General features: G+C 61.6%; 22 protein-coding genes and 1 pseudogene. 18 read left to right on the top strand and 5 right to left on the bottom strand.

Features of this window, described 5'->3' with window-relative positions; all coding sequences use genetic code 11:
- Positions 1–7: 7 nt before the first annotated feature.
- Positions 8–1048: a Bug family tripartite tricarboxylate transporter substrate binding protein gene (locus ACLFKU_RS23705; RefSeq protein ID WP_410850664.1), complete on the bottom strand. Its 1041-nt coding sequence runs from the start codon at positions 1046–1048 to the stop codon at positions 8–10.
- 634 nt (positions 1049–1682) lie between these two features.
- Here ACLFKU_RS23705 and ACLFKU_RS23700 point away from each other — a divergent pair.
- The 8 genes and pseudogenes from ACLFKU_RS23700 (at position 1683) to ACLFKU_RS23665 (ending at position 9004) form a co-directional block, all read left to right on the top strand.
- Positions 1683–2870 (top strand): porin, encoded by a 1188-nt coding sequence (locus ACLFKU_RS23700; protein ID WP_410850663.1) that lies wholly within the window; start codon positions 1683–1685, stop codon positions 2868–2870.
- Positions 2871–3195: 325 nt separating this feature from the next.
- Entirely contained in the window at positions 3196–3735 is a 540-nt protein-coding gene (locus tag ACLFKU_RS23695) for a MarR family winged helix-turn-helix transcriptional regulator (protein WP_410850662.1), read from the top strand.
- 373 nt (positions 3736–4108) lie between these two features.
- Positions 4109–4624 (top strand): annotated as a pseudogene (locus tag ACLFKU_RS23690) (MCP four helix bundle domain-containing protein); the annotation flags it as partial.
- 24 nt (positions 4625–4648) lie between these two features.
- The gene (locus tag ACLFKU_RS23685; RefSeq protein ID WP_410850682.1) at positions 4649–5644 is read left to right on the top strand and encodes a methyl-accepting chemotaxis protein; all 996 of its coding nucleotides are present in this window, start codon (positions 4649–4651) and stop codon (positions 5642–5644) included.
- Positions 5645–5750: 106 nt separating this feature from the next.
- Positions 5751–6224: a hypothetical protein gene (locus tag ACLFKU_RS23680; RefSeq protein ID WP_410850661.1), complete on the top strand. Its 474-nt coding sequence runs from the start codon at positions 5751–5753 to the stop codon at positions 6222–6224.
- Positions 6221–6397 carry a hypothetical protein gene (locus ACLFKU_RS23675; protein WP_410850660.1) on the top strand — a complete coding sequence of 59 codons (177 nt, stop codon included), beginning with the start codon at positions 6221–6223 and terminating at the stop codon, positions 6395–6397. Before ACLFKU_RS23680 ends, ACLFKU_RS23675 begins: the two co-directional genes overlap by 4 nt.
- A 332-nt stretch (positions 6398–6729) precedes the next feature.
- Complete coding sequence (locus ACLFKU_RS23670) at positions 6730–7758, top strand: helix-turn-helix domain-containing protein (protein WP_410850659.1); 1029 nt, start codon at positions 6730–6732, stop codon at positions 7756–7758.
- Positions 7759–7762: 4 nt separating this feature from the next.
- Positions 7763–9004, top strand: a complete 1242-nt coding sequence (locus ACLFKU_RS23665; protein WP_410850658.1) for a Zn-dependent hydrolase — start codon at positions 7763–7765, stop codon at positions 9002–9004.
- An 8-nt stretch (positions 9005–9012) separates the two neighbouring features.
- Here ACLFKU_RS23665 and ACLFKU_RS23660 read toward each other — a convergent pair whose 3' ends face one another.
- On the bottom strand, positions 9013–9318 hold the full coding sequence (locus ACLFKU_RS23660; RefSeq protein ID WP_368585498.1) for a panthothenate synthetase: 306 nt from the start codon (positions 9316–9318) through the stop codon (positions 9013–9015).
- A gap of 133 nt (positions 9319–9451) precedes the next feature.
- On the bottom strand, positions 9452–10075 hold the full coding sequence (locus ACLFKU_RS23655; RefSeq protein WP_410850657.1) for a methylated-DNA--[protein]-cysteine S-methyltransferase: 624 nt from the start codon (positions 10073–10075) through the stop codon (positions 9452–9454).
- A gap of 299 nt (positions 10076–10374) precedes the next feature.
- Here ACLFKU_RS23655 and ACLFKU_RS23650 point away from each other — a divergent pair, with 299 nt between their 5' ends.
- From ACLFKU_RS23650 to ilvD, 9 genes are all read left to right on the top strand, one after another.
- Positions 10375–11754 carry a leucine-rich repeat-containing protein kinase family protein gene (locus ACLFKU_RS23650; RefSeq protein WP_410850656.1) on the top strand — a complete coding sequence of 460 codons (1380 nt, stop codon included), beginning with the start codon at positions 10375–10377 and terminating at the stop codon, positions 11752–11754.
- A complete protein-coding gene (locus ACLFKU_RS23645) occupies positions 11751–12731 on the top strand; it encodes a substrate-binding domain-containing protein (protein ID WP_368585501.1) in 981 nt (326 codons plus the stop codon). Before ACLFKU_RS23650 ends, ACLFKU_RS23645 begins: the two co-directional genes overlap by 4 nt.
- 240 nt (positions 12732–12971) lie before the next feature.
- Positions 12972–13814, top strand: a complete 843-nt coding sequence (locus tag ACLFKU_RS23640) for a transporter substrate-binding domain-containing protein (RefSeq protein WP_410850655.1) — start codon at positions 12972–12974, stop codon at positions 13812–13814.
- Between the two features lie 105 nt (positions 13815–13919).
- Complete coding sequence (locus tag ACLFKU_RS23635) at positions 13920–15203, top strand: NAD(P)/FAD-dependent oxidoreductase (protein ID WP_410850654.1); 1284 nt, start codon at positions 13920–13922, stop codon at positions 15201–15203.
- 76 nt (positions 15204–15279) lie between these two features.
- The gene (locus tag ACLFKU_RS23630; protein WP_410850653.1) at positions 15280–16248 is read left to right on the top strand and encodes an amino acid ABC transporter permease; all 969 of its coding nucleotides are present in this window, start codon (positions 15280–15282) and stop codon (positions 16246–16248) included.
- Between the two features lie 78 nt (positions 16249–16326).
- Positions 16327–16971, top strand: coding sequence for a LysE family translocator (locus ACLFKU_RS23625; protein WP_410850652.1), 645 nt, complete (start codon positions 16327–16329; stop codon positions 16969–16971).
- Between the two features lie 24 nt (positions 16972–16995).
- The gene (locus ACLFKU_RS23620; protein WP_368585506.1) at positions 16996–17427 is read left to right on the top strand and encodes an NUDIX hydrolase; all 432 of its coding nucleotides are present in this window, start codon (positions 16996–16998) and stop codon (positions 17425–17427) included.
- 355 nt (positions 17428–17782) lie between these two features.
- Positions 17783–18928, top strand: a complete 1146-nt coding sequence (locus tag ACLFKU_RS23615) for a branched-chain amino acid ABC transporter substrate-binding protein (protein WP_410850651.1) — start codon at positions 17783–17785, stop codon at positions 18926–18928.
- A gap of 274 nt (positions 18929–19202) precedes the next feature.
- Complete coding sequence (ilvD, locus tag ACLFKU_RS23610) at positions 19203–21065, top strand: dihydroxy-acid dehydratase (protein WP_368585508.1); 1863 nt, start codon at positions 19203–19205, stop codon at positions 21063–21065.
- A gap of 119 nt (positions 21066–21184) precedes the next feature.
- Here the strand turns inward: ilvD and ACLFKU_RS23605 are convergent, their stop codons facing one another.
- A complete protein-coding gene (locus ACLFKU_RS23605) occupies positions 21185–22393 on the bottom strand; it encodes a GGDEF domain-containing protein (protein WP_410850650.1) in 1209 nt (402 codons plus the stop codon).
- Positions 22394–22730: 337 nt separating this feature from the next.
- Between ACLFKU_RS23605 and ACLFKU_RS23600 the strand changes: the two genes are divergently transcribed.
- Positions 22731–23192, top strand: coding sequence for a CHRD domain-containing protein (locus ACLFKU_RS23600; RefSeq protein ID WP_368585510.1), 462 nt, complete (start codon positions 22731–22733; stop codon positions 23190–23192).
- Positions 23193–23236: 44 nt separating this feature from the next.
- Here ACLFKU_RS23600 and ACLFKU_RS23595 read toward each other — a convergent pair whose 3' ends face one another.
- A complete protein-coding gene (locus tag ACLFKU_RS23595; protein WP_410850649.1) occupies positions 23237–23929 on the bottom strand; it encodes a cytochrome b/b6 domain-containing protein in 693 nt (230 codons plus the stop codon).
- Positions 23930–23931: the final 2 nt, after the last annotated feature.

The following is a 23931-nucleotide window of genomic DNA, read 5'->3' as shown; positions in this document are numbered from 1 at the left end:
AACTGAGTTACTTCCCAGGCTGACTCAGCTTGTCGTGATCAGTGGCGATAACCTTCGCATAGTCGTCGGATGCGAGATAAGCAGCCTGGTGACCGTTGACGTTCAGCGCTTTCTGGACGTTCGGGTCCTGCACTGCGATCTTCACGGCGTCCGCGATCTTATCGCGGACCGGCGCCGGTAGATCCTTCGGTGCCAACACACCTGTATGCGACGCGAAATCGAAGCCTGGGAACATTTCGCCGAGCGCGGGAACATTCTGAATCTCGGGAATACGGCGCGAACCCAAGACCGCGAGCACACGCATCTTGCCTGCCTTGATCTGCGGCACCGCCATTTCGTACGGAATTTCAACCATTTGCACTTTTCCGCTCAAGAGCGCTGAAATCTGGTCAGCGTCGCTCTTGTAGGCGGTATGAATCATTTTGACGCCCGCACGCTTCTGGAACGCCACCATCGCCAGATATTCACGCGACGTGGTGCCTGTCGATCCAAACATGTAGCAGTTCGGATTGTCCTTCAGACGGCTGATCAGATCGGCGTAGTCCTTGATGTCGGTGCCGCTCAAACCGGCGCCGTTGCCCGCGACCAAAACCAGACCCGCGTGACCGGTGACTTGTGCCACCGGAGTCAAATCCTGGCGTGCGGCGTCCACTTGCTCGGTATCGCCGACGAGAAGCGTCAGCCCGTCAGCGGGCGCTGCTTTTGCTGCCGACAAAGCGGCTGCGTCCGCCTGAATTTCGACGACAACCTCGGTGCCCAGCGCCTTGCTCAACGCGGGCGCCAGTGCGCGGGCAACCATGTCTGAATTCTGGTTCGGTCCGGCAGCGATCAGCTTGACCGGCGCCGACTTAGCCGGTGCTTTGGCGACCGAAGCTTTGGCGGGTGACGTCTGTGCCGCGAAGCCACAACTCGACATCGTGATACCGGCGACCGCGGCGAAAGCGAGTGCGGCACCGAAGATCTTTCGATTCGTGTTCAAGTAACGTCTCCTGTGTGTTGGGGTTAGAGATGGGATGGTCGCAATTTTGTATTCAAAAAAGACTACCATTGTACCAGGGCAAACGCGCACGGTTCGGCACGAGTGCGAGCGCAGCGACGGTTAATCGCCACCACGCCGCCCCCGCGGATTCCGTATTGCCCCAACCAATTGCGACGCGACCGGGGGAAGCCCAGGGTTTTTACCGGAGCATGGTTCGTTGACATCGTAGGCTGTCGTAAATACTATTTTGACTGACGATAACGAATTCTAATTGGTGCGCGATTACCTCGGGGTGCGGAGAGAATCCGGTTGGGGCTTGTCACGCATCTCGGATCCAATGGGGTGTTGCTGACGCGCCCTGCGCGAACTTTTGGGCCGCCAAGCAGTTCACGGCAAATGTGCTGCCGGGGGGCAGCGCCCGATCTGGTCAATCGATTCGCCGGCAACAACGCAACACCCTGATCGCCAACGTGACGAGCTCGGCCATTCGTCACGCTGAGACCGGCTCCCCTCTCTATTCGGCCGGTGCCTCCGCACGGCTCGCACCGGTCATGGCTCGCACGATTCATGAGTTGCTTCGGGTGTTCAACGGCGATCCCGACGCCCGCATTGGATGCTGCACAACTTCAGGAGGACAAGCGACCAGCGAAACGATTCACCGCCAGTCAGTTTCAAAGACCACAAATAACAATCAGGAGAATGTATGAATCATCAGGGGGCCGGGAGGAAACACCGATGGACCGCGATACCGTTGGCATGCGCATCGGTTTGCATCAGCATTACGGCCGCGCATGCGCAAAGTAGCGTGATGCTTGGCGGATTCCTTGACGAAGGGGTCGCTACCTATCGTGATTCAGGTGGGTCACGTTTGTTTCAAATGCAGGATTCCGCTATTTTCCCCACCAAGTTCTTCTTCCGCGGGAGCGAGGACATGGGGGGCGGCCTGCGCGCAAACTTCAGCCTCGACTCGATGATCAGCCTGAGCACAGGGGGGCTTGATCCGCAGTCGCGCGGTGCGATGTTCGAGAACTCGTCGTGGGTCGGACTCAGTCAAACGGGGATTGGCAGCTTCCGCCTCGGGCGGCAGAACGACTTCGCCTTCGACTACTACCTGATCGGCGGTATCGATCCCGCAACTGGCATCGCTGGCGGTATGCTGAACTTCCGCACCGGCAGCTTCGGTGCCGATCTGCTCGGCGTTTCGGGTCCGGCCCAGATTGCTGGTGCCGTCCCAGGCGGGCCGTTCGCACCTATCACAAGGAACGGTCAGATTACTGGGTTAGCGGCCATCAACTGGGACCGTGTCGGCGGCAAACGGATGTCGAATGCCGTCAAGGTGGTTTCGGAGGAGTATGCCGGGGTGTCGGTTGGCTTGATGTATAGCTTCGGCGGCACGGCGGGGGACTTCAACAACGGGGCCGGAAAGAGCGCCGCAATCAATTACAGGAATGGGGAAACGCGTGCTGCCGTTGTTTACACCGAGCAGAACTACGCGCCGGTCAACAACGGGCATAGTGGCATCGCCAACCTGCTCGCCGGCGCAAGGACGAAGTACGCCCATTTCACGGTCTCGGGGTTGTACAGCCAGGCGCGCAATACCCATACGGGTGCGAGGATTTACGCGCTTGCGGGTGGCGTCGGGTATGACTTCTCGCCCGCCTGGAACCTCGGCGGCGCCTACACCTACGAAAATGGTAACGAGTTGCTGAAGAACGTGACGATCAACCAGGCCGCATTGCAGTTGACATACACGTTGTCGAGACGCACCTCGCTGTATGCCGCCGGTGTATTTCAACGCACCAATGGCGCATATGCTGCCGAAATTGGGAACATCGTGGCAAACGGCAATATCCAGTCAGTTTTTCAGCTTGGCATGATGCATCGATTCTGATGCTGCATTGAGAACGGCGGCGGTGAAAAGTTTTCGTCATCGCTGCCGTGATGTTGACGGGTATGTAATAGCAAACTCACCCGATCGAGCGCAGAGAGTACCACGAGGTTCTTTTCGTCTACTATGATAGTATGCAATTTAGAATTATCGGAGGGGAGAAAAAACGAAGTCGGCAAGGTTCGCCCCTCCAGTTGAGAGCAAATCAGCGTACCTGACACGTGGTTGCGCGCAGAACCGACTGATCAACCATAGTACGAGGTGGTGTTCTGACGTATAGGCGCAAACTCGGCTTCTGGTTCCGATCACATTTGAAGGAGCGGCAGACATGAAGGGCGAGGACGACCTACCCCTAAGCCAAGCAGTTGAAGCCCGAGCTTTAAATTGGCTAACCCGTATTGTCGAAGTCGACAAGTCGATCTCGGAGTCTGCTGATCGACATCTGAAGTCATCGCTTGGGATTTCATCCGCACAGGCTAAGGTCATTGTATGCCTCGCTGGGCGGAAGTTCATGACGCAGGTTCAACTCGCCCGCAGGCTGAATTACGACATGGGGTCGCTGGCCCGACTCATTCCGCGTCTCATCGACGCTGGAATTGTAATGAGATCCCAGCATCCAGACGACTGCCGCTGCTGGTGCGTTCAGCTTACGGAAAGCGGAGTGGCCATGGCCGCGAAGATCACAGCGTTTCTCGGGGCAACCGACCAGAAATTGATTAGCCTATTAACCGAGGACGAAGCGGATATTTTCATGGTGTTGCTCAAGCGCCTACTCGCTAATTCGGCAACTCATGGGCCAGCCGATGTCGCGGCAGTTGCCTCGACGGTCAACCCGAGGTCCTTCGGCGCCACTGGCGCACCGGCGTGAACGACACCGTTCCCTCCTTTGCAGCGCAACGTGGCCGGCGCGCTATCTAGTTCTGCGCGTTCTTGCCTACGTCCTTATCGACGTCAACGTCTCGCGCGTGCGCTCGATGATCGTCGCTGTCGATGCGGCTATCCGGAGGCCGCACGCATGAGCAGGAAAAAGCCGAGAACAGAGACCATTGTTGGCGCCCCGTGCTGCGTTGATTTCACGTTAGACGTCGATGAATCTCGCGAGCCCGGCACTAACACATCGGACCGGAATTCACAATCATGCTTGCCCCCTATCCATACGCAGGGGATTTATGCCGAAATCAAAGGTTATACAATCAATGTAGGCAAAAAAACATGCTAATGCTCTTCGCAATCTCAAAGTACGCAACCGGCTGTTTGTTAGCTTCGCAATCGTTATCCTGCTGTTATGCAGTGCTGCGGGATTTGCGCTGTTCCAGGCGCATCGGATTGAATCGCATCTTCTGGACATCAAACAGAATTGGATGGAGTCAATCAAAACGATTGCTGATCTTCGTCTGGCCCTCAGTACGGATCGTCGCGCCACGCTCGGTCTGGTCTTGTCTGATTCCAAACAGGCCAAAGATACCAATGCGGCGATCCGGACCCAAGCCTTGGATCAACTGAGAAATGGTGTCAATCACTATGAGAAGAATGCGCTGCCGGGCGAGGATCGTCAGTATTTCGAGAACGATAAGAAAGCAATTGCTGCCTATGCGGTGATCAACAAAGAACTCTACACTCTCGCAATGACTGAGAATCCGGATCTTGCAACCGCGCGAGTGCTCGCCAACACCAAGATCTTTGATGTCTTCAAGTCCACGGAGAACACGCTCAGCGCCCATATGGACTTCATCCAGAGGAATGCGGATGAGGCTGCGGAAAAGGCCATTCATGACTATGACATGGCCCTTATGCTGACCTTCGCAGTGGTCTGTATCGCTATCATTGCGACGGTATATGTCTGCAACACGGTTGCCACGTCAATCGTGTTCCCGTTAAACGACGCCGTAAGAATTGCCGAGGCCGTTGCGTCGGGGGATTTGACGTCGCAAGTCAGGGTGCATTCCGATACTGAACTCGGCCAATTGATGCGTGCACTGCGCAGCATGAATGAGAGTCTCGTGGATATCGTGAAGCAGGTCCGCTCCGGTAGTGAGGCCGTATTGACCGGCGCATCGGAAATCGCGGCAGGTAACGAGAACCTGAGCCAGCGCACCGAGGAACAGGCGGCGTCCCTGGAGCAGACGGTAGCTTCGATCCAGCAGTTGACGGCGACCGTGGAGAACAACGCGGCGAATGCCAGACAGGGCCTCAAACTCGCGCAGACTACCTCTGATCTGGCAAACGGCGGCGGAGAGGTCATGAAAGTGGTCGTGACCACCATGACAGGCATTGCCGACCAATCCAGAAAAGTCGCCGACATCATTGCGACTATCGAGGGTATCGCCTTTCAGACCAATATTCTGGCTCTTAACGCGGCGGTTGAAGCCGCACGTGCTGGCAACGAAGGTCGTGGCTTCGCCGTCGTTGCCCAGGAGGTCCGCACGCTGGCTCAACGCTCGGCAACGGCCGCCAAGGAAATCAAGGAATTGGTCAGCAATTCGGTCACCCGCGTTGACCAGGGATCTCAGCTGGTAAACGATGCCGGGTCCAAAATCAACGAGGTGGTGAATGAGTTCGCCCACGTATCGACTCTGATGGAGGAGATCACCCATGCATCCGATGACGGCCACCGGGGCATCATGGAGATAAACAAGGCGATCGGCGAAATCGACACGGTGACCCAGCACAACGCAGCCTTGGTCGAAGAGGCCGCGGCCGCTGCCCGTGGCGTTCATGCGGAAGCTGAACGCCTGCAGTCACTGGTTACCAACTTCAAGATCGCACGCGCCATTTGATTGACGGTCTTCGGACACCCACGCGGTTGGCTCCTCACAATGCCTTTCACTGAGTGAGTAACGGGCCGATGGCAAAATTTCTAATCCGCGAAAGGATAAAAAAGCGATGAAAATAGCAAATGAATCACCCTGGAAATTTGTCGTCATGTGGATGAGGCTATATTTCGCATTCCACTATCTCTCTTCCGGGCTGAATTTCGTAGTCTTCAGATACATTCCAGATTTCAGCCACGCAGGAAAAGTGGGCGCCTATATAGGCGCTATGGCAGATATCGGCTTCTACCAGATGGTCAAGTACCTGGAAGTTGTGCTTGGGTCCATGCTGCTGCTGAACATCGGGGTGCCGCTCGCATTGGTCGTAATGGCTGGCATCAGCGTCACCATTGTCTTCCTCAATCTTTTCGTTTCGCCGGATCCGCGCGAACTGTTCACCGGCTTCCAGGAGTTGCTGTTGAACGGAGGACTCTTGCTTGCGTACGGAGGGTACTATGCAAACTTCTGTCGCGTCAAAGCAGAGCCTCTTTGGTTTTGGGACGGAATGCGGAAGCGGAGGAATTTCGACACAAGGAGCCAATCGTGAATAAAGATTTTCTGGTGGTTTTTTCGATCATTGCCGTTGTAGTTTTGATAGTAATTTCAACGTCCACCATTTTCTTTGCACGGCACTTGCGCTTGTATGACTATGGGCCCCCTTTGGGGGCGGGGCTAATCACCTTGGCGGCAATGCTTCGAGCCGCTGCGATGAAACGATAGCCGCTGAATGCGCGTTCATTTGAAACGATTTACGTTTCCAAGCGATTCTTCAAGAAAAAATGGCCTCTGTCTGGAGGCCATTTTTTTGTGCTGCTCGGCCGGATCGCGCGAGTTCCATCCGACATGGACGAAGGCGAGCTCGAGCTGCGGCATGAGGCCTTGCGCAAAGAATAAAGACTTTGTAGGCTGGCGCTGATGCCTGTCGGGCATGAGCGGAGCGGGGGCATATGAGTTTCGACGGCCGTGGCATCGAACCGCTAGCAACACGCTCATGACGTTTTCGCCAACCGCGGCTATCGTGCCGCGCACACAACAAAACCGGCGGGGAGACCTTGACGACCGATCAGGCAGCCAACCGCACCGCAACCGCGGCCGCAACAATGCCCGCGGCTTTCGACTACACCCACTTCGACACCTACGCCACGGCGCCGCGCGCGCAATTGCCTATGTGGCGCGAGCGCGTCGGCCATTTTCTGGACGTGCCAATCTCGCGCCGGCAACTGGCCGACGGCTTTCGCGGCAGCATCGACACCTATCGCGCCGGCGGCATGGCCTTCACGGATTGCCGCACCGATCCGGTCGAGCAAACGCGCTCGGTCGCGCGCATTTCGACCGACAACGTGCGCCAGATCGTGTTTCATGTGGCCGTCGAAGGGACCTTCGAGACGACCACCGGCCTGTATCCGAAGCGCGTCGCGCTGCAAACGCGGCCGAGCATCCTCGCGCTCGACATGAATCAGCCGATGCAGATGACGCGGGGGCCGTGCCGCCTGGTCGCGCTGTTCTTGCCGCGCCATCTGATCGATCCGGTGCTGCCGGAAGCGGAGTCGATACATGGCCGCATGATCGAATATCAAACGCCGCTTGCGCGGCTGATTCCCGCGCATCTGGCCGATCTGTGCCGCAGGTTGCCCACGATGGACGCGCCCGCGGCTCAGGAAGCGTTCCATACCTGCGCGCTGTTGATGGCCGCGGCGTTCGGCAAGGAGACGGGCTTGACCGGCGGAGCGCGGGCGGTGGCACGCACCGCGATGTTCGCGGCGGCGCGCCGCTATATCGACGCGAATCTCAGCCATCCTGATCTGACGGTCGACAGCGTGCTGGCCATGTCGCAGCTGTCGCGGCCCACGCTGTATCGATTGTTCGAGCCGGAGGGCGGGCTCCACGCGTATATTCGAAACCGGCGCCTGCGCGAGGCGGCCGACGAACTGCATCGCCACCCGCGCAGGCCGGTGATCGACGTCGCGTACGGCTGGGGCTTCAATAGCGCGTCGGATTTCAATCGCGCATTCAGACGTGCGTACGACATGTCGCCGGGCGATTTTCGCGCGGCCGCATCCGCAATCAATTCAGGGAGATGACAACGTGGTGAAGATCGATCCGGACCGGCTGATGGCCGACCTCAAACGGCTGCGCGGGTTTGGCGCAACCGGCCCAGGCGTGGTCCGGCTCGCGCTGTCGCCGGTCGATCTGGCGGCACGCGAATGGCTGGTCGGCAGGATGACGGAGGCGGGGCTCGACGCGCGCATCGACGGCGTGGGCACCGTGTTCGGACGCTCGCGCAAAAGCGGTCCCGCGCTCGTGATCGGTTCGCACACGGACACGCAGCCGACCGGCGGCTGGCTCGACGGCGCAATGGGCGTCATCTACGGGCTCGAAATCGCCCGTGCGCTCGCGGAGAACGACGCGACGCGGCACCTCGCCGTCGACGTCGCGTCGTGGATCGACGAGGAGGGCACGTTCTCGGGCCTGCTCGGCAGCCGCAGCTTCGTCGGCGAGGCGGTCGACGAATCGATTCGCGGCGCGACGAACCGGCAGGGCGAACGTCTAACCGACGTGCTGGCGGCGGCGGGCCTCGCGGGCCGGCCGCGTGCGCGTTTCGAGGCAGGGCGCCAGGTCGCGTATCTGGAGCCGCATATCGAGCAGGGCGGACGGCTCGAAGCGATCGGCAAATCGATCGGCGTGGTCACGACGATCGTGGGGCTGCGCGAATCGCGGCTGCGCTTTACCGGTCAGCGCAACCATGCGGGCACGACGCCAATGGCGATCCGCCGTGACGCGGGCGCGGCGCTCGTCGCATTCATCGCGCGGATGAACGACGCGTTCGCGCAACTCGCCGACGCGGATACCGTCTGGACCGTGGGCCGCATCGATCTCGATCCGGGCTCGATGAGCGTCGTACCCGGCGCTGCCGACATGTACCTGCAATTCCGCGACGCTAACCCGGCGCGGCTTCAGGCAATGGAACACGCGCTCGCGGAACTGGTGCGCGACTTCAACGCGCACAACGCCGTGAGCGTCGAATCGCAGACGATCGACGAGCCGATCGAGCCCGTCTGCATGGACGCCACGCTCGCGGAGCACATCGCGCGAGCCGCCGAAGCGATCGCGCCGGGGCAGTGGCTGCGCATGCCGAGCGGTGCCGCGCACGACGCGCAGGTGATCGCGCGTTGCATGCCGGCCTGCATGATGTTCGTGCCGAGCATCGGCGGCGTGAGTCACGACTTCATCGAGGACACGGCCGAGGAGCATATCGTGCTCGGCTGCCAGGTCGCCGCGACGGCGGCGGCTTCGATGCTGTTGCAGCTATCGGCGGGGCATTCCTGAGGGCCGCGCTACTTCCACTTGTCGCCTAGCGCGTCGAGGCCGGCTTTCATCAGATCCTCGGGCAGCATCGCGATGCGCAGCTCGCACTCGGCGTCGAGCTTAAGGAACCACGGTTCGGCGAGCGCGGGAATCGCCGATGCATCGGCGACATCGACAACCGCCACCGCGCCGCGTTTGCCCTGCTGCTCCGTGAAGTAGATCGCTTCCGGCTTCATGTCCTCGAGGATCTTTTGCATCAGCTCGCCGATTCGGCCTTCGCGCACGAGTGTGCCGAACGGTTCGTTCGGTATTTGTATGTTGAGAAGCATGCGCATGTCATCCTCCTGTTCGATACCCAACGGGCATCTTAAGGATAGATGTTGCATGCGCGGCCGATGGCGTTGATCGCGGACGAAGCATCGGCGATTACGGCCGAGGGGTGGCGCGTTGTGCTGGGTCTGCGCTGCTTCAGCTGCCGAACAGCGACCCCTGCGTTCCTCGGCTCGGCGGGTGATGCGCCGGTTTCGCGGGTGCATCGTCCTTGACCGGTCGCGCCGCTTTTCCCTCCGGCGCGGGTCGTGGCGCGTCATCGGCCGCTGCCTCGAGCGAGGTCTGCCCCGCCTCCAGCGAAAGCAGCAGCATCTTGTTGGCGAGGCCGCCGGCGAATCCCGTCAGCTCGCCCGACGCGCCAATCACGCGGTGACACGGCGCAACGATCGAAATCGGATTCCGGCCATTTGCCGCGCCCACCGCGCGCACTGCATTGAGCTTGCCGATCTGCTGGGCGATCTCCGAGTAGCTGCGCGTCTGGCCGAACGGGATGGTCAGCAGCGCGCGCCAGACCTGCTTCTGGAACTCGGTGCCCTGAAAATCGAGCGGCAGATCGAAGGCATGGCGCGTACCCGCGAAGTACTCGCGCAGTTGCCGCTCCGTTTCGACGAGCACCGCGAGCTCGTTCGCTTCGCTCATTTCGCCGAGTCGCACGCGGGTCGGCTTGTCGTGTTCCCATAGAATCGCGGCAAGGCATTCGCCTTTCGCCACGAGCTTCAACTGACCGACCGGCGAATCGATCAACTTGTATGCGTACGTCACTTTCTCAGGCTCCTGACAGGATGGAGGCGCAAGGCTCGCGAGACGGACGTGCTTGAACGACCGGACGCGGAAAGCTGTATGAAGGCTGCGCCGATACTCGGGAGTGTCCCGCTGGCGTCGCCTGAACGCCCTCCAGATATTGCTGTCTCATTCGCATTCGACACGGCCGCGACGATCATGAGCATCGCGGCGATCACGTCACTGTACCGCAGAGAACCCCAGATGGCCTTTGACTCAGTAAAATCGACAGCTTCGGTACGACGCGCTGCGCGCGCTACCCGATCTTCTTTCCCACGACTGTGACCACGACTTTAGAACAACTGCGGGCCGGGCAACTGGCGGGTACGCGCGAACTCAAACTCGCGTGCGGTCTCAGCGAATTTCCGCGCGAGATTTTCGATCTTGCCGATACGCTCGAAGTGCTCGACCTGTCGAACAATGCACTGACGACGCTGCCCGACGATCTGCCGCGCCTGCGCAAACTGCGCATCCTGTTCGCGTCCAACAACCCGTTCACCGAGCTGCCAGGTGTGCTCGGCGAATGCGCGCAACTGAGCATGATCGGCTTCAAGTCGAATCACATCCGCGAGGTGCCGGCGAGCGCGCTGCCGCCGCTGTTGCGTTGGCTGATTCTGACCGGTAACGACATCGAAAGCTTGCCCGCGGAACTCGGCCGCTGCACGCAACTGCAAAAGCTGATGCTCGCCGGCAACCGGCTGCGCGCGCTGCCTGAGGAACTGGCCGCATGCACGCGGCTCGAACTGCTGCGGCTCGCCGCGAATCGTTTCGACGCATTGCCGCGCTGGTTGCTGCGTCTGCCGCGGCTTGCGTGGCTCGCGTATGCGGGCAATCCGTTCAACGCGGCGCTCGAACGGGCGGCGTTCATCGACACACCGATCAGCGGCATTCGCTGGGATGCATTGCGGCTCGAACGGCCGTTGGGCGAGGGCGCATCGGGCGTCATCTATCGTGCGGCGCTGCATGCGGACCACGAACCGGCGCCGCGTGCGGTCGCCGTCAAGCTGTTCAAGGGCGCGGTGACGAGCGACGGTTTGCCCGAGTGCGAAATGGCTGCTTGCATTCGCGGCGGCGAACATGCGAACCTGATTCCCGTGCTCAGCAAGGTGATCGGGCATCCGTCGGACACGCATGGCCTCGTGATGGGATTGATCGATCCACGCTTCGCCAATCTGGCCGGTCCGCCGAGCCTCGCGTCGTGCACGCGCGATATCTATCGCGACGACGCGTGCTTCGACCTCGAGACGGTGCTCGGTATCGCGAGCGGCATCGCGAAGGTCGCGAGTCATCTGCATCGGCGTGGCGTAATGCATGGCGATCTGTACGCGCACAATATCCTGCACGGCGGCGCGGGGCGCGCGCTGCTCGGCGATTTCGGCGCGGCGTCGTTTTTCGATGCCGGCGATCGCGAGCTCGCTATCGCGTTGCAGCGGCTCGAAGTGAGGGCGTACGGCTGTCTGCTCGAAGAACTGCTGGAGCGTTGCGACGCGCAAGCGGACATCGCCGGGCAACTGGCCGCGTTGAAGACGCGTTGTCTGAGCGAAGACATCGACAGCCGCCCGCTGTTCGACGAAATCGTCGCCAGCGTCGCGTCGTTCGATCGGCACATCCGCGACCAGTCCATCTGCAACCAGCACCTCCGCGAAGGAGTCAAGCCATGACGCAGAACATGCGCCGCCGCGTGCTGCTCGCGGGCGCGCTGGCCGCAACCGGTCTCACCGGCATCGCGCGATTCGCGAACGATGCCCATGCCCAGGTACCGTCCGGCACGAAGCCGAAGATCGCGCTCGTGCTCAAATCCATGTCGGACCCGTTCACGGTCGCGATGGTCGATGCCGCGCGCAATTACCAGCAGCACTTCTCGTCGCAATTCAGCCTGACGATTCGCGGCACGGCCAAACAGACCGACACCGCCGCGCAGATCCGCATGGTCGACGAGATGATCAGGGCGAAGATGAACGCGATCGTGATCGCGCCGACCGACTCTAAGGCGCTGATCCCGGTGATCGCGCGCGCGATCAAGGCCGGCATCATCACGATCACGATCGACAACCCGCTCGACGACGCAGCGCAAGCGGCCGCCGGCATCTCGGTGCCGTTCGTCGGGCCGAACAATCGCAGCGGCGCGAAGCAGGTCGGCCAGTATCTGGCCACGCGGCTGAAGCCCGGCGATCAGGTCGGCATCATCGAAGGCATTTCGGTGAGCAGCAATGCGCAGCAGCGCACGGCCGGCAGCCGCGACGCGATGGATGCGGCGAAGGTGCAGGTCGTCGCGGTCGAGTCGGGTAACTGGGAGTACGGCAAGGGCCGCGACGTGGCCGCGAAGATGCTGGCCGAGCATCCGCAGCTTCGCGCGCTGTTATGCGGCAACGACAACATGGCGATGGGCGCGGTCGACGCGATTCGCGACGCGGGCCGCGGCGGCGGCGTCTACGTCACCGGCTACGACGCGATCGATGCGATCAAGCCGCTGCTCGCCGACGGCCGCGTGCTCGCGACGATGAACCAGTTCGCCGACCGCCAGACCGTATTCGGCATCGACTTCGCATTAAAGGCGGTGACCGAGCGGCGCAAGCAGCGCGAGCTGTCGAGGGTGATCGAGACGCCGCTGCAACTGGTGACGGCTTCGAAACGTTGAGGCGGGGCGCGCGGTTGCGCCGCCGCCGCGCGTCGAATACGGGTAGCAGGCCACGTGCCCGGTCCGCGCCGCGACTTGATGCGCTTTCGGAATTAGGTGGTGCCGAATTGTCAATAGCTCGGGTTTCTGTGGCGACTTAAGATCGCGCCAACGTGGACCAGTCGCGATGAAGTCCGCAAGCGCCCGGTACGCGAACAAGAACGCAAGAGCGACGCAAAACAAACAACGGAGACACGCACCATGGCTAAGTCCATCCTGAACCGCCTGCTCGGTTTCACCCTCGGCGCCGGCATCGCGTTGACCGCCTTCAGCGCTCATGCGGGCGCCACGCTCGATCGCGTGATGAAGAACGCCACGATGATGGTCGCGACGAGCGGCAAGTGGCCGCCGCAAGCGTTCCTGAACGACAAGCACGAATTCGACGGTTTCGATATCGACGTCGCCAAGGAAATCGCGCGCCGGCTCGGAGTCAAAGTAACATTCGATACGCCGCAGTTCAGCCTGATGACCGGCGGTCACTGGCACGGCCGCTGGGATCTGTCCGTGCTCTCCGTCACGCCGACCAAGCCGCGCGCCGAATTGCTCGACTTCCCCGCGATCTATTACTACAGCCCGTATGTGTTCGTCGTGAACAAGGATTCGAAGGCGAGGACCCGTGCCGATCTGAACGGCAAGGTGATCGGCGTCGAGGCGGGCACCACGTCGGAAGACTACGTGCGCAACCGCCTGAATATCGCCGGCCCGGACGTGCCGCCGTTCCAGTACATGACGCAGCCGCCGAAGGAAATCAAGACCTACGCGGACTCGATGCTGCCTTACGACGATCTGCGCCTCGGCGACGGCAAGCGCGTCGACGCAATCGTGACGCCGGTGCAGACCGCGCTCAACGCTATCAAGAACGGCTATCCGGTGAAGATCATCCCTGGCGACTTTGCGTTCCGTGAGCCGCTCGCGATTGTCGCCGACAAAGGCGACGCCGAGTGGGACAAGAAAGTCGGCGACATCGTCGCGCAAATGAAGCAGGACGGCACGCTGACCAAGCTCAGCATGAAGTGGTTCGGCAACGACTATACGAAGCAATAAGCGCGACTCCGGGACGCGGCGGTCGATGCCGCCGCCGCGCCTGCTGCCGCGCCCGCCGCGCAGCCATCAATCGCCACCAACAACAAAGCGGCACTCCATCACGAGATGGCTTCCTACCTCGATACCTATTACACCCGCACGCTGCGCACAGTCGAGCCGCGCGCGGCGCTGAGCGGTTCGCTGCAAGCCGATGTATGCGTGGTCGGCGCCGGCATGGCCGGCATCACGACCGCGCTCGAATTGCTGCGCCGCGGCCGCTCGGTAATTCTTCTCGAAGCGCAGCGGGTGTCGTGGGGCGCGTCGGGCCGCAATGGCGGCGTGGTGAGTCCCGGCTATTCGACGAGCTTCGGGCGGATCGCGCAACGCGTCGGCGTCGACGACGCGAAGTCGATCTACCGGATGTCGATCGAGGGCGTCGATATCGTCGCCGACAATATCCGCCGACTCGGCATCGACGAAGCGCAGCCCGTGCATGGCGTGCTGCGCGTGTCGCGTCACGAGAACACCGCCGAGATGCAGGCGCAGCAGGCGTGGCTCGCCAACGAGTTTCAGTACGACGTCACGTTCAAGACGCACGACGAGATTCGCGAGTGGCTCGTATCGGACAAGTACCGCCATGCGCTTTATAACGAACGCGGCTTCCATTTTCATCCGTTGAACTATGCGCGAGCGCTGGTCGCGGAAGTCGAGCGGCTGGGCGGCCAGGTGTTCGAAGACTCCGAGGTGTTGTCGCTCGATTGCTCGTCGGCGATCAAGCGGCTGAAGACCGCGCGCGGCACGGTAACGGCGCGCGACGTGGTGTTCACCTGCGGCGGCTATACGGGCAACGTGGTGCCGCAACTCGCGCGCAGCTATCTGCCGATCTCGACCTACATGCTCGTCACCGAGCCGGCGCCGGATCTGATCGCAACCGCCATTCGCACGCGCGCGTCGGTCGGCGACAGCCGCCGCGCGAGCGACTATTACCGCCTCGTCGACGGCGGCGAGCGCATTCTGTGGGGCGGCATGATCACGACGCGCAAGTCCGAGCCGGACCGGCTCGCCGAGCTGTTGCGCCGGCGCATGGTCGATACCTATCCGCAGCTATCCGAGCTGAAGGTCGCGCTCGCGTGGTCCGGACGCATGTCGTATGCAAGGCATCTGATGCCGCTGATCGGCCGGCTGAATACGGGCGTCTGGTACTGCATGGGGTTCGGCGGCCACGGCATGAATACGACGGCGCTCGGCGGCAGGCTGATCGCGCAGGGCATCGCGAACGAAACCGACCGCTATCGTCTGTTCGCGCCGTTCGGTCTCGAATGGAACGGCGGGCCGGCCGGCACGGCGGCCGTTCAATTGACGTACTGGTACTACCAGCTGATGGATTTCATGCGCGAACGCGCGGCCTAAGCGGGCTCGAACACGACGGGCTCGAACACGACCGCCCGTCGTTCGTCGCGCGCTCGGCGGATCTACGGAGGAACACATGTTTGCAGAAGATGCTGACGGCGTCGAGAAACGCAAGCCGGGCACGATTCTCTTCCTGCTCGCGGTGTTGCTGATCGGCGGATACTTCGCGGTGCAGCACGCGCCGGACTGGATGGCCGGCATCGACCACGGCGTGCCCGCGCTCGGCATCGACGCGGCCTTACTGCAGAAGCTGCTGGGCGGCGCGGTCGCGATTGCCGTGCTGGTCGCCAATTGCTATCTGTTGCTGAGGCTTTCGCTGCGCTGGCAGATTACCGTCGTGTGGTGTGAACTCGCGTTGCTGGTCGTGCTGTTCTTCTCGACGTTCAATCTGAGCATAGACTTCATCGAGCGCAAGATCGGCTATCTGGTGCTGCAAGGCGCGACCACCACGCTCTATATCTCGGCGATCTCGATCGCGCTCGCGTTCGTGCTCGCGCTAATTGGCGCACTGGCGAAGCTTTCATCGAACGGGATCGCGATTGGCATCGCGACGTTCTACACGTCGCTGTTTCGTGGCCTGCCGCTGCTGATGCAGATCTTTATTCTGTATCTCGGCCTGCCGCAGCTCGGCTATGTCGTCGATCCGATTCCCGCTGGCGTGGCCGCGTTGTCGTTGTGCTATGGGGCCTATATGACGGAGATCTTTCGCGCCGGCATTCAAAGCATTCCGAAAGGGCAGTGGGATGCGGCACGCGCGCTCGGTCTCAGCCACGGCATGATGATGCGGCTCGTGATTCTGCCGCAGGCGCTGCGCGTGATCATTCCGCCGACCGGCAACCAGTTCATCGCGATGCTGAAGGATAGTTCGCTGGTGTCCGTCGTCGGCGTGTGGGAACTGACCTATGTCGCGACCACCGAGGGGCAGCGCGAATTCCGTCACATGGAGATGCTGATCAGCGCGTCGGTGATCTACTGGCTGCTGTCGATGGTGCTCGAAGTGATCCAGTCGCGGATCGAACGCCGCTTCAGGAGGTCCGCGCGATGACGCCGGTCGCGGCGTTTTTTTCCGTGTCATCATGTCTGGTCTGTTGGAATCCAATCACAACGAACTCCCGGACCTGCCATGTCATTCCATACCTGGTTGCTTTTCGCCGCTGCCTATCTGCTCACCACCATTTCGCCGGGACCGAACGTTCTGCTGGTGATCCGCAACTCGGTTCGCTATGGAAGCCGCGGCGCGGCGGCGAGCGTTGCCGGTAATCTGCTCGCACAAGGAGTCGTCGTCGCGCTGGTCGCGCTCGGTGTCGGCGCGGTATTGACCACGCTGCCGCCGCTCTTCGTCGCGATGAAACTGCTCGGCGCGGGTTATCTGTTGTATCTCGGCATCAGGCAACTGCGCGGCGGCGACAGGCAGGCAACGCAGGCCACGCAGCCCACGGGCGTCGCATCGCCCGCTTATACATTCGAGCGCAGCAAAGTATTCCGCGAAGCCTTGCTCGTGTCGGGCAGCAATCCGAAGACGATGATCTTTCTTTCGGCGTTCATGCCGCAATTCATCGACCACGAGCGCGGCCTGCCGGAGCAGTTCATCCTGATGTATCTGACAATCGCGGTCACGGTCGCGCTCGTGCACACCATTTATTCGCTCGGCGTGCGCGGTATCCATAAGCGCGTTGGGGCCAGCCGTTGGATCGCGGCGATCAAGCGCGGCAGCGGGCTCGTTTTCGTCGCGCTCGGCATCAAGCTATTGACCGCGCAACGCGCGTAGTCCATCACGATGAACTGCAAGAAAATGAGCCGAATGCAAAGCGTCGTCGATGTGAACGTGCTGTTTCTGAATGGGCAGGGCGAGTGCCTTTTCATGCAGCGCGCGAATACCGGTTTCAGGGACGGCCAGTACGCGCTGATTGCCGGCCATCTCGAACCAGGCGAATCGATCGAAGAGTGTGCGATTCGCGAATCGAAAGAAGAAGCGGGCGTGACGATTGCGCCCGGCGATCTCGAATTCAAGCTCGTGATGCGGCGCGACTCGGACACGAACCGCATCAGCTTCTTTTTCGCGTGCCGTTCATGGCAAGGCGAACCGGCGAACATGGAGCCGCACAAGTGCTCGGGCTTCGTGTGGGCGAAGCCGGACCAGCCGCCGGCGCCGATCGTCGACTATGTGGCGGCCGCTCTCGCGCATATCCGCGAGGGGGTAATGCTGGCCGATTTCAAGCCTTGATTGCGCCATTCCGTTTCCGAAGAATAAGCACGAGATCCAGTTTTATTGGCTGAGTTACTGCTTATTTCGTCACTTTTAATGACGATTCCCTCCGCGAATCAAACGCGCAATCTCCCGCTTCAATAGAGCGACGGAACGACCGCTCATTGACGCCGCGCCAATCCCCATTGCGCCGGAATTTGTCGCTTGCGCCAGTTTTGCGTTATCGTGCTGCACCAAAAAAATGGCGGAGCTGGCTAATTGCCGGCTTGGCCGTATCTCAACTCATCCTGAATCGATGAATGGCAATGTTTGATCAGTATCAGGAATCCCCAGCCATCCGGTTGGCAAGGTAAGTAAAGAGGAGATGTATCGTATGTCGTTCAAGCTTCACAAACTGCTGCCGCTCTGCGCAGCAGTCGTCGCATTCGCGGGCATTGCCGGTACGGCAAATGCGGATCAGGTCGTCAAGATCGGTCACGTCGGTCCGTTGACGGGCGGCTCCGCCCACCTCGGCAAAGACAATGAAAACGGCGCGCGCCTCGCGATCGAGGAAATCAACGCGAAGGGCCTGACGATCGACGCTCAGAAGGTCACGCTCGTGCTCGACGCGCAGGACGACGCAGGCGACCCGCGCCAGGCGACCCAGGTCGCGCAGAAACTCGTCGACGACAAGGTCGTCGCGGTGGTCGGCCACCTGAACTCGGGCGCGTCGATTCCGGCATCGAAGATCTATAGCGACGCGGGCATCGTGCAAATTTCGCCGTCGTCGACGAACCCGGCGTACACGCAGCAGGGCTTCAAGACGACCTACCGCGTCGTCGCGACCGACGCTCAGCAAGGTCCGGCACTCGCCGCCTACGCCGCGAAGACCCTGAACGTGAAGACCGTGGCCGTGGTCGACGATTCGACCGCCTATGGCCAGGGCCTCGCGAACGAATTCGAAAAGACCGCGAAGTCGCTCGGCCTGAAGGTCGTCTCGCACGACGCGACCAACGACAAGGCCGTCGACTTCCGCGCGATCCTCACCAAGATCAAGGGCGAGAATCCCGACGCGATCATGTACGGCGGCATGGATGCGACCGGCGGTCCGTTCGCGAAGCAGGCGCGTCAGCTGGGCCTGCGCGCGAAGATGCTGTCGGGCGACGGCGTGTGCACCGAAAGCCTCGCGGACCTCGCCGGTCCGGCGGCCGGCAACGTGGTGTGCTCGCAGGCCGGCATGGCCGTCGAGCGCATGAACGGCGGCGCGCAATTCGCGGCGAAGTACACGAAGCGCTTCGGTCATCCGATCGAATTCGACGCACCGTTCACGTACGACGCGGTGTATATCGTCGTCGACGCAATGAAGCGCGCGAACTCGACCGACCCGGCGAAGGTGCTGGCCAAGGTCTCGGGCACCGACTACAAGGGCGTGACCGGTCAAACGACGTTCGACGCGAAGGGCGACCTTCAGCACGGCGTGATCTCGCTGTACGACTACAAGGACGGCAAGAAGACGCTGCTCGACGTCGTGAAGATGTAAGAGCGCGGACGCATTAAAAGCGTTGAAAGCACGAAGGGCCGATGAAGCATCGCTTCATCGGCCCTTTGCTTTGACTGAAGCCGGGTGGCGCAAATCGGTTACACGACCGTTGCACCGATTAATATGTTTTACGACCTAATTGAGCAGAAAAAATATATTGGACGTCTTACTGGCGTTCTTGCACTATTCGTCTCCAGCGCCGACTCCGCGCTGCGATCCCCACGCCCGCGCGGGCGCTCATCAAAACCGATAACAGCAATACCTGAGGATACAGATGCCCAACTATCGCTCACGCACTTCGACTCATGGCCGCAACATGGCCGGCGCCCGCGCGCTGTGGCGCGCGACCGGCATGAAGGACGACGATTTCGGCAAGCCGATCATCGCGGTCGTGAACTCGTTCACGCAGTTCGTGCCGGGCCACGTGCACCTGCGCGACCTGGGCGCGCTGGTCGCGAAGCAGATCGAAGCGGCCGGCGGCGTGGCGAAGGAATTCAACACGATCGCCGTCGACGACGGTATCGCGATGGGTCACGGCGGCATGCTGTATTCGCTGCCGTCGCGCGAACTGATCGCGGACTCGGTCGAGTACATGGTCAACGCGCACTGCGCGGATGCGATGGTCTGCATTTCGAACTGCGACAAGATCACCCCGGGCATGCTGATGGCCGCGATGCGCCTGAACATTCCGGTCGTGTTCGTGTCGGGCGGCCCGATGGAAGCGGGCAAGGTCAAGTCGCCGACCGACGGCCAGGTGATTGCGAAGATCGACCTGATCGACGCGATGATCAAGGCCGCGGATCCGAAGATCAGCGACGCCGAAGTCGCCGAAGTCGAGCGCAGCGCGTGCCCGACCTGCGGTTCGTGCTCGGGCATGTTCACCGCGAATTCGATGAACTGCCTGACCGAGGCGATCGGCCTCGCGCTGCCGGGCAACGGTACGGTCGTCGCGACGCACGCATGGCGCAAGGGCCTGTTCGAGCAGGCGGGCAGCTTGGTCGTCGATCTGTGCCGCCGCTACTATCAGGAAGAAGATGCCTCGGTCCTGCCGCGCAGCATCGCCACCAAGCAGGCTTTCGAGAACGCGATGACGCTCGACGTCGCGATGGGCGGCTCGACCAACACCGTGCTGCACCTGCTGGCCGCCGCACAGGAAGCGGGCGTCGATTTCACGATGTCGGACATCGATCGCATCTCGCGCAAGGTGCCGTGCCTGTGCAAGGCCGCGCCCATGACCGACAAGTACCACATCGAGGACGTGCATCGCGCGGGCGGCATCATCGGTATTCTCGGCGAGCTCGCGCGCGCGGACCTGCTCGATCTGTCGTGCGGCAATGTGCATAGCGGCACGCTCGGCAACGCGATCGCGAAGTGGGACATCGCCGGCGGCGCGGGCGAGGAAGCGCAGAAGTTCTTCCGCGCGGCGCCCGGCGGCATTCCGACCACCGTCGCGTTCAGCCAGGAAGCGACCTACGCGACGCTCGACACGGACCGCAAGAGCGGCTGCATCCGCAGCAAGGAACACGCGTATTCGAAGGACGGCGGCCTCGCGGTGCTGTACGGCAACCTCGCGGAGAAGGGCTGTATCGTGAAGACCGCGGGTGTCGACGAATCGCAGTGGCTGTTCTCGGGCCGCGCGCGCGTGTTCGAAAGCCAGGACGATGCGGTCGATGCGATTCTCGGCGACAAGGTCGTGCCGGGCGACGTAGTGGTGATTCGCTACGAAGGTCCGAAGGGCGGTCCGGGCATGCAGGAAATGCTGTACCCCACTTCGTATCTGAAGTCGAAGGGTCTCGGCAAGAGCTGTGCGCTGTTTACCGATGGCCGTTTTTCAGGCGGCTCGTCGGGTCTCGTGATCGGCCATGCGTCGCCGGAAGCGGCGGAAGGCGGCACGATCGGTCTGGTCGAAGACGGCGACGTGATCGAGATCGACATTCCGCAGCGCAAGATGCATCTGGCGGTGTCGAATGAAGAGCTCGCACGCCGTCGTGCGGCGATGGAAGCGCGCGGCGCCGATGCATGGCAGCCGGCCAATCGCGAGCGTGTGGTGTCGCAGGCCTTGCAGGCGTATGCGGCGCTCGCGACCTCGGCCGATCGCGGCGCGGTGCGCGATATTTCGCAATTGAAGCGCAAGTAAAGCGCGGATCAGCGCGGCGGCCCGGTTCGCGGTGACGCGGCGGGCCGAACAAAGACCGGTATGCGGGCGACTGCATGCCGGTTTTTTTTGCAGTGGCAGTGCCCCGCGCGGAGCCTTCCTTAAGCCGGAAAACTGGCAACGAGGTCATCGGCAGGCTGCGAAGACCCCGCCACCATCACGCAGTTTCTGCCGTTGGCTTTCGCGGCATAGAGCGCCGTGTCGGCTCTCGCCATTACCGACGCAACGGTATCGCCATCGCCGAATTCGTCGACGCCAGCGCTGAGTGTGCAGGCGGCGTCGCCGGTCGGAGCACGCGCAACAGACGCCGCGACGAGTGCGCGCAACCGGTTCGTGAGACGGGCCGCTTGCTCTTTGCCGGTCAGTGGCATCAGCAGCGCAAACTCTTCACCGCCGATGCGGCCAAGGACGTCGGTTTGCCGTAGTTCGCGCGATATCGTCAACGCAACATGCGCAAGGGCCTGGTCGCCGGCCGCATGCCCGTATCTGTCATTGATGCCTTTGAAGTTATCGATGTCCAGGATCGCGATGGACAGCTTTGATTTCGCCACCTTTGCCAACTCGAACAGCGCCTCCGCGCGCGCGATGAAAGCGCGCCGTCCGAGCGCGCCCGTCAGATCGTCGATGGTGGCGAGGCGTTCCATCCGCTCCGCCAGCCGGTCATGAGCCAGCATCACCATGCCGACCGACAGGCATGGCAAAGTCAGGATGGCCATGCCGAGAAACGCGACGTTTAGCGGCGTTTCCTCCAGAAACACCGATTCATGCGCTAGCCCCGACCCATAGACGACACAGCGTACTGCGTGGACGACCGCCCCCAACACCGCGGCAACAGCCACGAAGTGGTAGCCGTATTTCGGTCTGCCCGCAGGCCGGTACCGCTGCACGACCCAGGCGATCACAAATCGGATGTACGCGAGAAAACCCGAGATCATCGCGCCCCGGGCACTGACATCAGGCCGCACGTAGGTCCAGTAAACGAGTCCCGCCAGGATCGCGCACAGCGCGCCGTACTCCCAGATCACCGATGGCGGCCGATGAAAGAATTGCCGGAAGCCGTGAATCGCGAGGAGCGACGCGGCGAGCAGCAATACGCTCGCGCCCAGTACGACGAGATCCGACCTACGGAACAGGAGGAGCGTGGCCGTGACGGCCAGCAGACCACTCGCCACGCACCAACGACGTATTCCTGGAACCTGAGTGTGAAACAGCGAGCCTAGAACGGCGACGCTCATCAGGCAGGACAGAATCGCAATGCCGATCAGCGCGTTCGGGATGGACATGGCAGCGTAACAATGGGTGTGATCCATGAAGGCGCCTGGCGCAATATGAGGTCGCACCGGTTACATCCGCTGCCTTCGCGCAAAGCGCATATCGTACCGGAAGAATTTTTCGCTTCGGATCGATTTTCAACGATTTTCGCCCGACGTTTTCCTTTCGAAACGCTGTCCACACTTCTCGGACCTCGACGCAACGGGGCGGTCGTCATGCCCGGGCCGGAGTTCGGCCTTATGCGAACTTCGCGTAACGGCCGGCTTGCGTCTATGCTTGACTCACTTGTTCGGCTGTCTACGACGTCGACGAGCTCTTCTGCAGTCTTCAATAATCGCCCGTTCACCAAGGGCAAACCCAACAGGAGAAAACCAGATGTCACGATCCATCACGCGGCGCGCTTTCATGGTGTTCGGTGGTTTGGCCTTAGCGGGTACGCTGACTTTGGCGCAAGCGGCGCCCGTCTCGTTCGAGGTGCCTTTGACGGGCGCTCAACAGGTGCCCCCGGTGCAGACGCCGGGCAGCGGCAACGCCAAGCTCACGTACGACTCCAGCACTCGGGTCGTCACCTGGAACATCACCTTCAGCGGATTGACGAGTCCGACCACGATGGCGCATTTCCACGGACCCGCTCCGGCCGGTAAAAACGCCGGCGTAAAGGTCTGGATCTCGCAGAAAGGCTCCACTGAGGTGACGAGCCCGATGACCGGTCAGGCCACGCTATCTCCGGACGAAGCGAAGATGTTCGAAGCGGGTGAGATGTACATCAACGTCCACACGAAGAACAATCCGAACGGCGAGATTCGTGGCCAGGTGACGCCGCCGAAGGGCGGCTGAAGCAGGCACGGCAACCGCGCCCCGAGTTCGGGTGTGCGGTTTGCTCACAGATAAGCCGCAAGCAGCATCACCACGGAAACGCCGACGCCGAGCGGCAGCAGCGCCAGCAGCGCTGGCGCTTGGCGCGGCGCGTCCACGGACGAGGGCAGCAGTTTGTAGCCGGTCAGCATCGGACGCAGCAGGTTGTGTCCCTTCGCGACTGCGTAGACGGCGATCACGAGAACGTGCAGCGCCATGGCCGCGAGCAGCACGTACCAGAGCAGCCCATGCAGCGCCGAGATTGCGTTGGCGAGCCACGCGGGTACCAGTTCGCTCAACGGGCCTTCGTCGGCGATGTCGTTGTTGACGTAGAGCCCGCTCAGCGTCTCGGTCAGCAGCAAGGCGAGCAGAAATAGAACCATCCAGCCGCCGGCTGCATTGTGGCCGACCTGCACATCCGGTTCGCGATGAAACAGCCGGCGCAAATGACGAAGCGCGGCCGCGGGCGATGCCACGAAACTGCGAAAGCGCGCGGTTTCGCTGCCAAAGCAGCCCCATAGCAGCCGGAAAATCACCAGGGCGAGCAGCGTCTCGCCGACGCGCACGTGCCAGTCGATCCAGTTCAGCTTCAGGGTGATATAAGCCGCAGCGACCAGCGCGACCACCAGCCAGTGAAAGAGTCGCACCGGCGCGTCCCAGACCAGCACCGGGCGGGACACTGGCTGTGTCGGCCGCGTGACGGGTTTGTGTGCATCCATGT

It is taken from the genome of Paraburkholderia sp. EG304 (assembly GCF_046543485.1).
GTDB lineage: Bacteria > Pseudomonadota > Gammaproteobacteria > Burkholderiales > Burkholderiaceae > Paraburkholderia > Paraburkholderia youngii.
The sequence above is the reverse complement of the archived record's forward strand: the minus strand, read 5'-3'. Positions and strand labels throughout refer to the sequence as shown.

Excerpts from the sequence above, each read along its gene's own strand:
- ACLFKU_RS23705 (WP_410850664.1), bottom strand. The coding sequence starts at position 1,048 with ATGGTAGTCTTTTTTGAATACAAAATTGCGACCATCCCATCTCTAACC.
- ACLFKU_RS23700 (WP_410850663.1), top strand. The coding sequence starts at position 1,683 with ATGAATCATCAGGGGGCCGGGAGGAAACACCGATGGACCGCGATACCG.
- ACLFKU_RS23695 (WP_410850662.1), top strand. The coding sequence starts at position 3,196 with ATGAAGGGCGAGGACGACCTACCCCTAAGCCAAGCAGTTGAAGCCCGA.
- ACLFKU_RS23685 (WP_410850682.1), top strand. The coding sequence starts at position 4,649 with ATGGCCCTTATGCTGACCTTCGCAGTGGTCTGTATCGCTATCATTGCG.
- ACLFKU_RS23680 (WP_410850661.1), top strand. The coding sequence starts at position 5,751 with ATGAAAATAGCAAATGAATCACCCTGGAAATTTGTCGTCATGTGGATG.
- ACLFKU_RS23660 (WP_368585498.1), bottom strand. The coding sequence starts at position 9,318 with ATGCGCATGCTTCTCAACATACAAATACCGAACGAACCGTTCGGCACA.
- ACLFKU_RS23645 (WP_368585501.1), top strand. The coding sequence starts at position 11,751 with ATGACGCAGAACATGCGCCGCCGCGTGCTGCTCGCGGGCGCGCTGGCC.
- ACLFKU_RS23640 (WP_410850655.1), top strand. The coding sequence starts at position 12,972 with ATGGCTAAGTCCATCCTGAACCGCCTGCTCGGTTTCACCCTCGGCGCC.
- ACLFKU_RS23635 (WP_410850654.1), top strand. The coding sequence starts at position 13,920 with ATGGCTTCCTACCTCGATACCTATTACACCCGCACGCTGCGCACAGTC.
- ACLFKU_RS23630 (WP_410850653.1), top strand. The coding sequence starts at position 15,280 with ATGTTTGCAGAAGATGCTGACGGCGTCGAGAAACGCAAGCCGGGCACG.
- ACLFKU_RS23625 (WP_410850652.1), top strand. The coding sequence starts at position 16,327 with ATGTCATTCCATACCTGGTTGCTTTTCGCCGCTGCCTATCTGCTCACC.
- ACLFKU_RS23620 (WP_368585506.1), top strand. The coding sequence starts at position 16,996 with ATGAGCCGAATGCAAAGCGTCGTCGATGTGAACGTGCTGTTTCTGAAT.
- ACLFKU_RS23615 (WP_410850651.1), top strand. The coding sequence starts at position 17,783 with ATGTCGTTCAAGCTTCACAAACTGCTGCCGCTCTGCGCAGCAGTCGTC.
- ilvD (WP_368585508.1), top strand. The coding sequence starts at position 19,203 with ATGCCCAACTATCGCTCACGCACTTCGACTCATGGCCGCAACATGGCC.
- ACLFKU_RS23605 (WP_410850650.1), bottom strand. The coding sequence starts at position 22,393 with ATGGATCACACCCATTGTTACGCTGCCATGTCCATCCCGAACGCGCTG.
- ACLFKU_RS23600 (WP_368585510.1), top strand. The coding sequence starts at position 22,731 with ATGTCACGATCCATCACGCGGCGCGCTTTCATGGTGTTCGGTGGTTTG.
- ACLFKU_RS23595 (WP_410850649.1), bottom strand. The coding sequence starts at position 23,929 with ATGGATGCACACAAACCCGTCACGCGGCCGACACAGCCAGTGTCCCGC.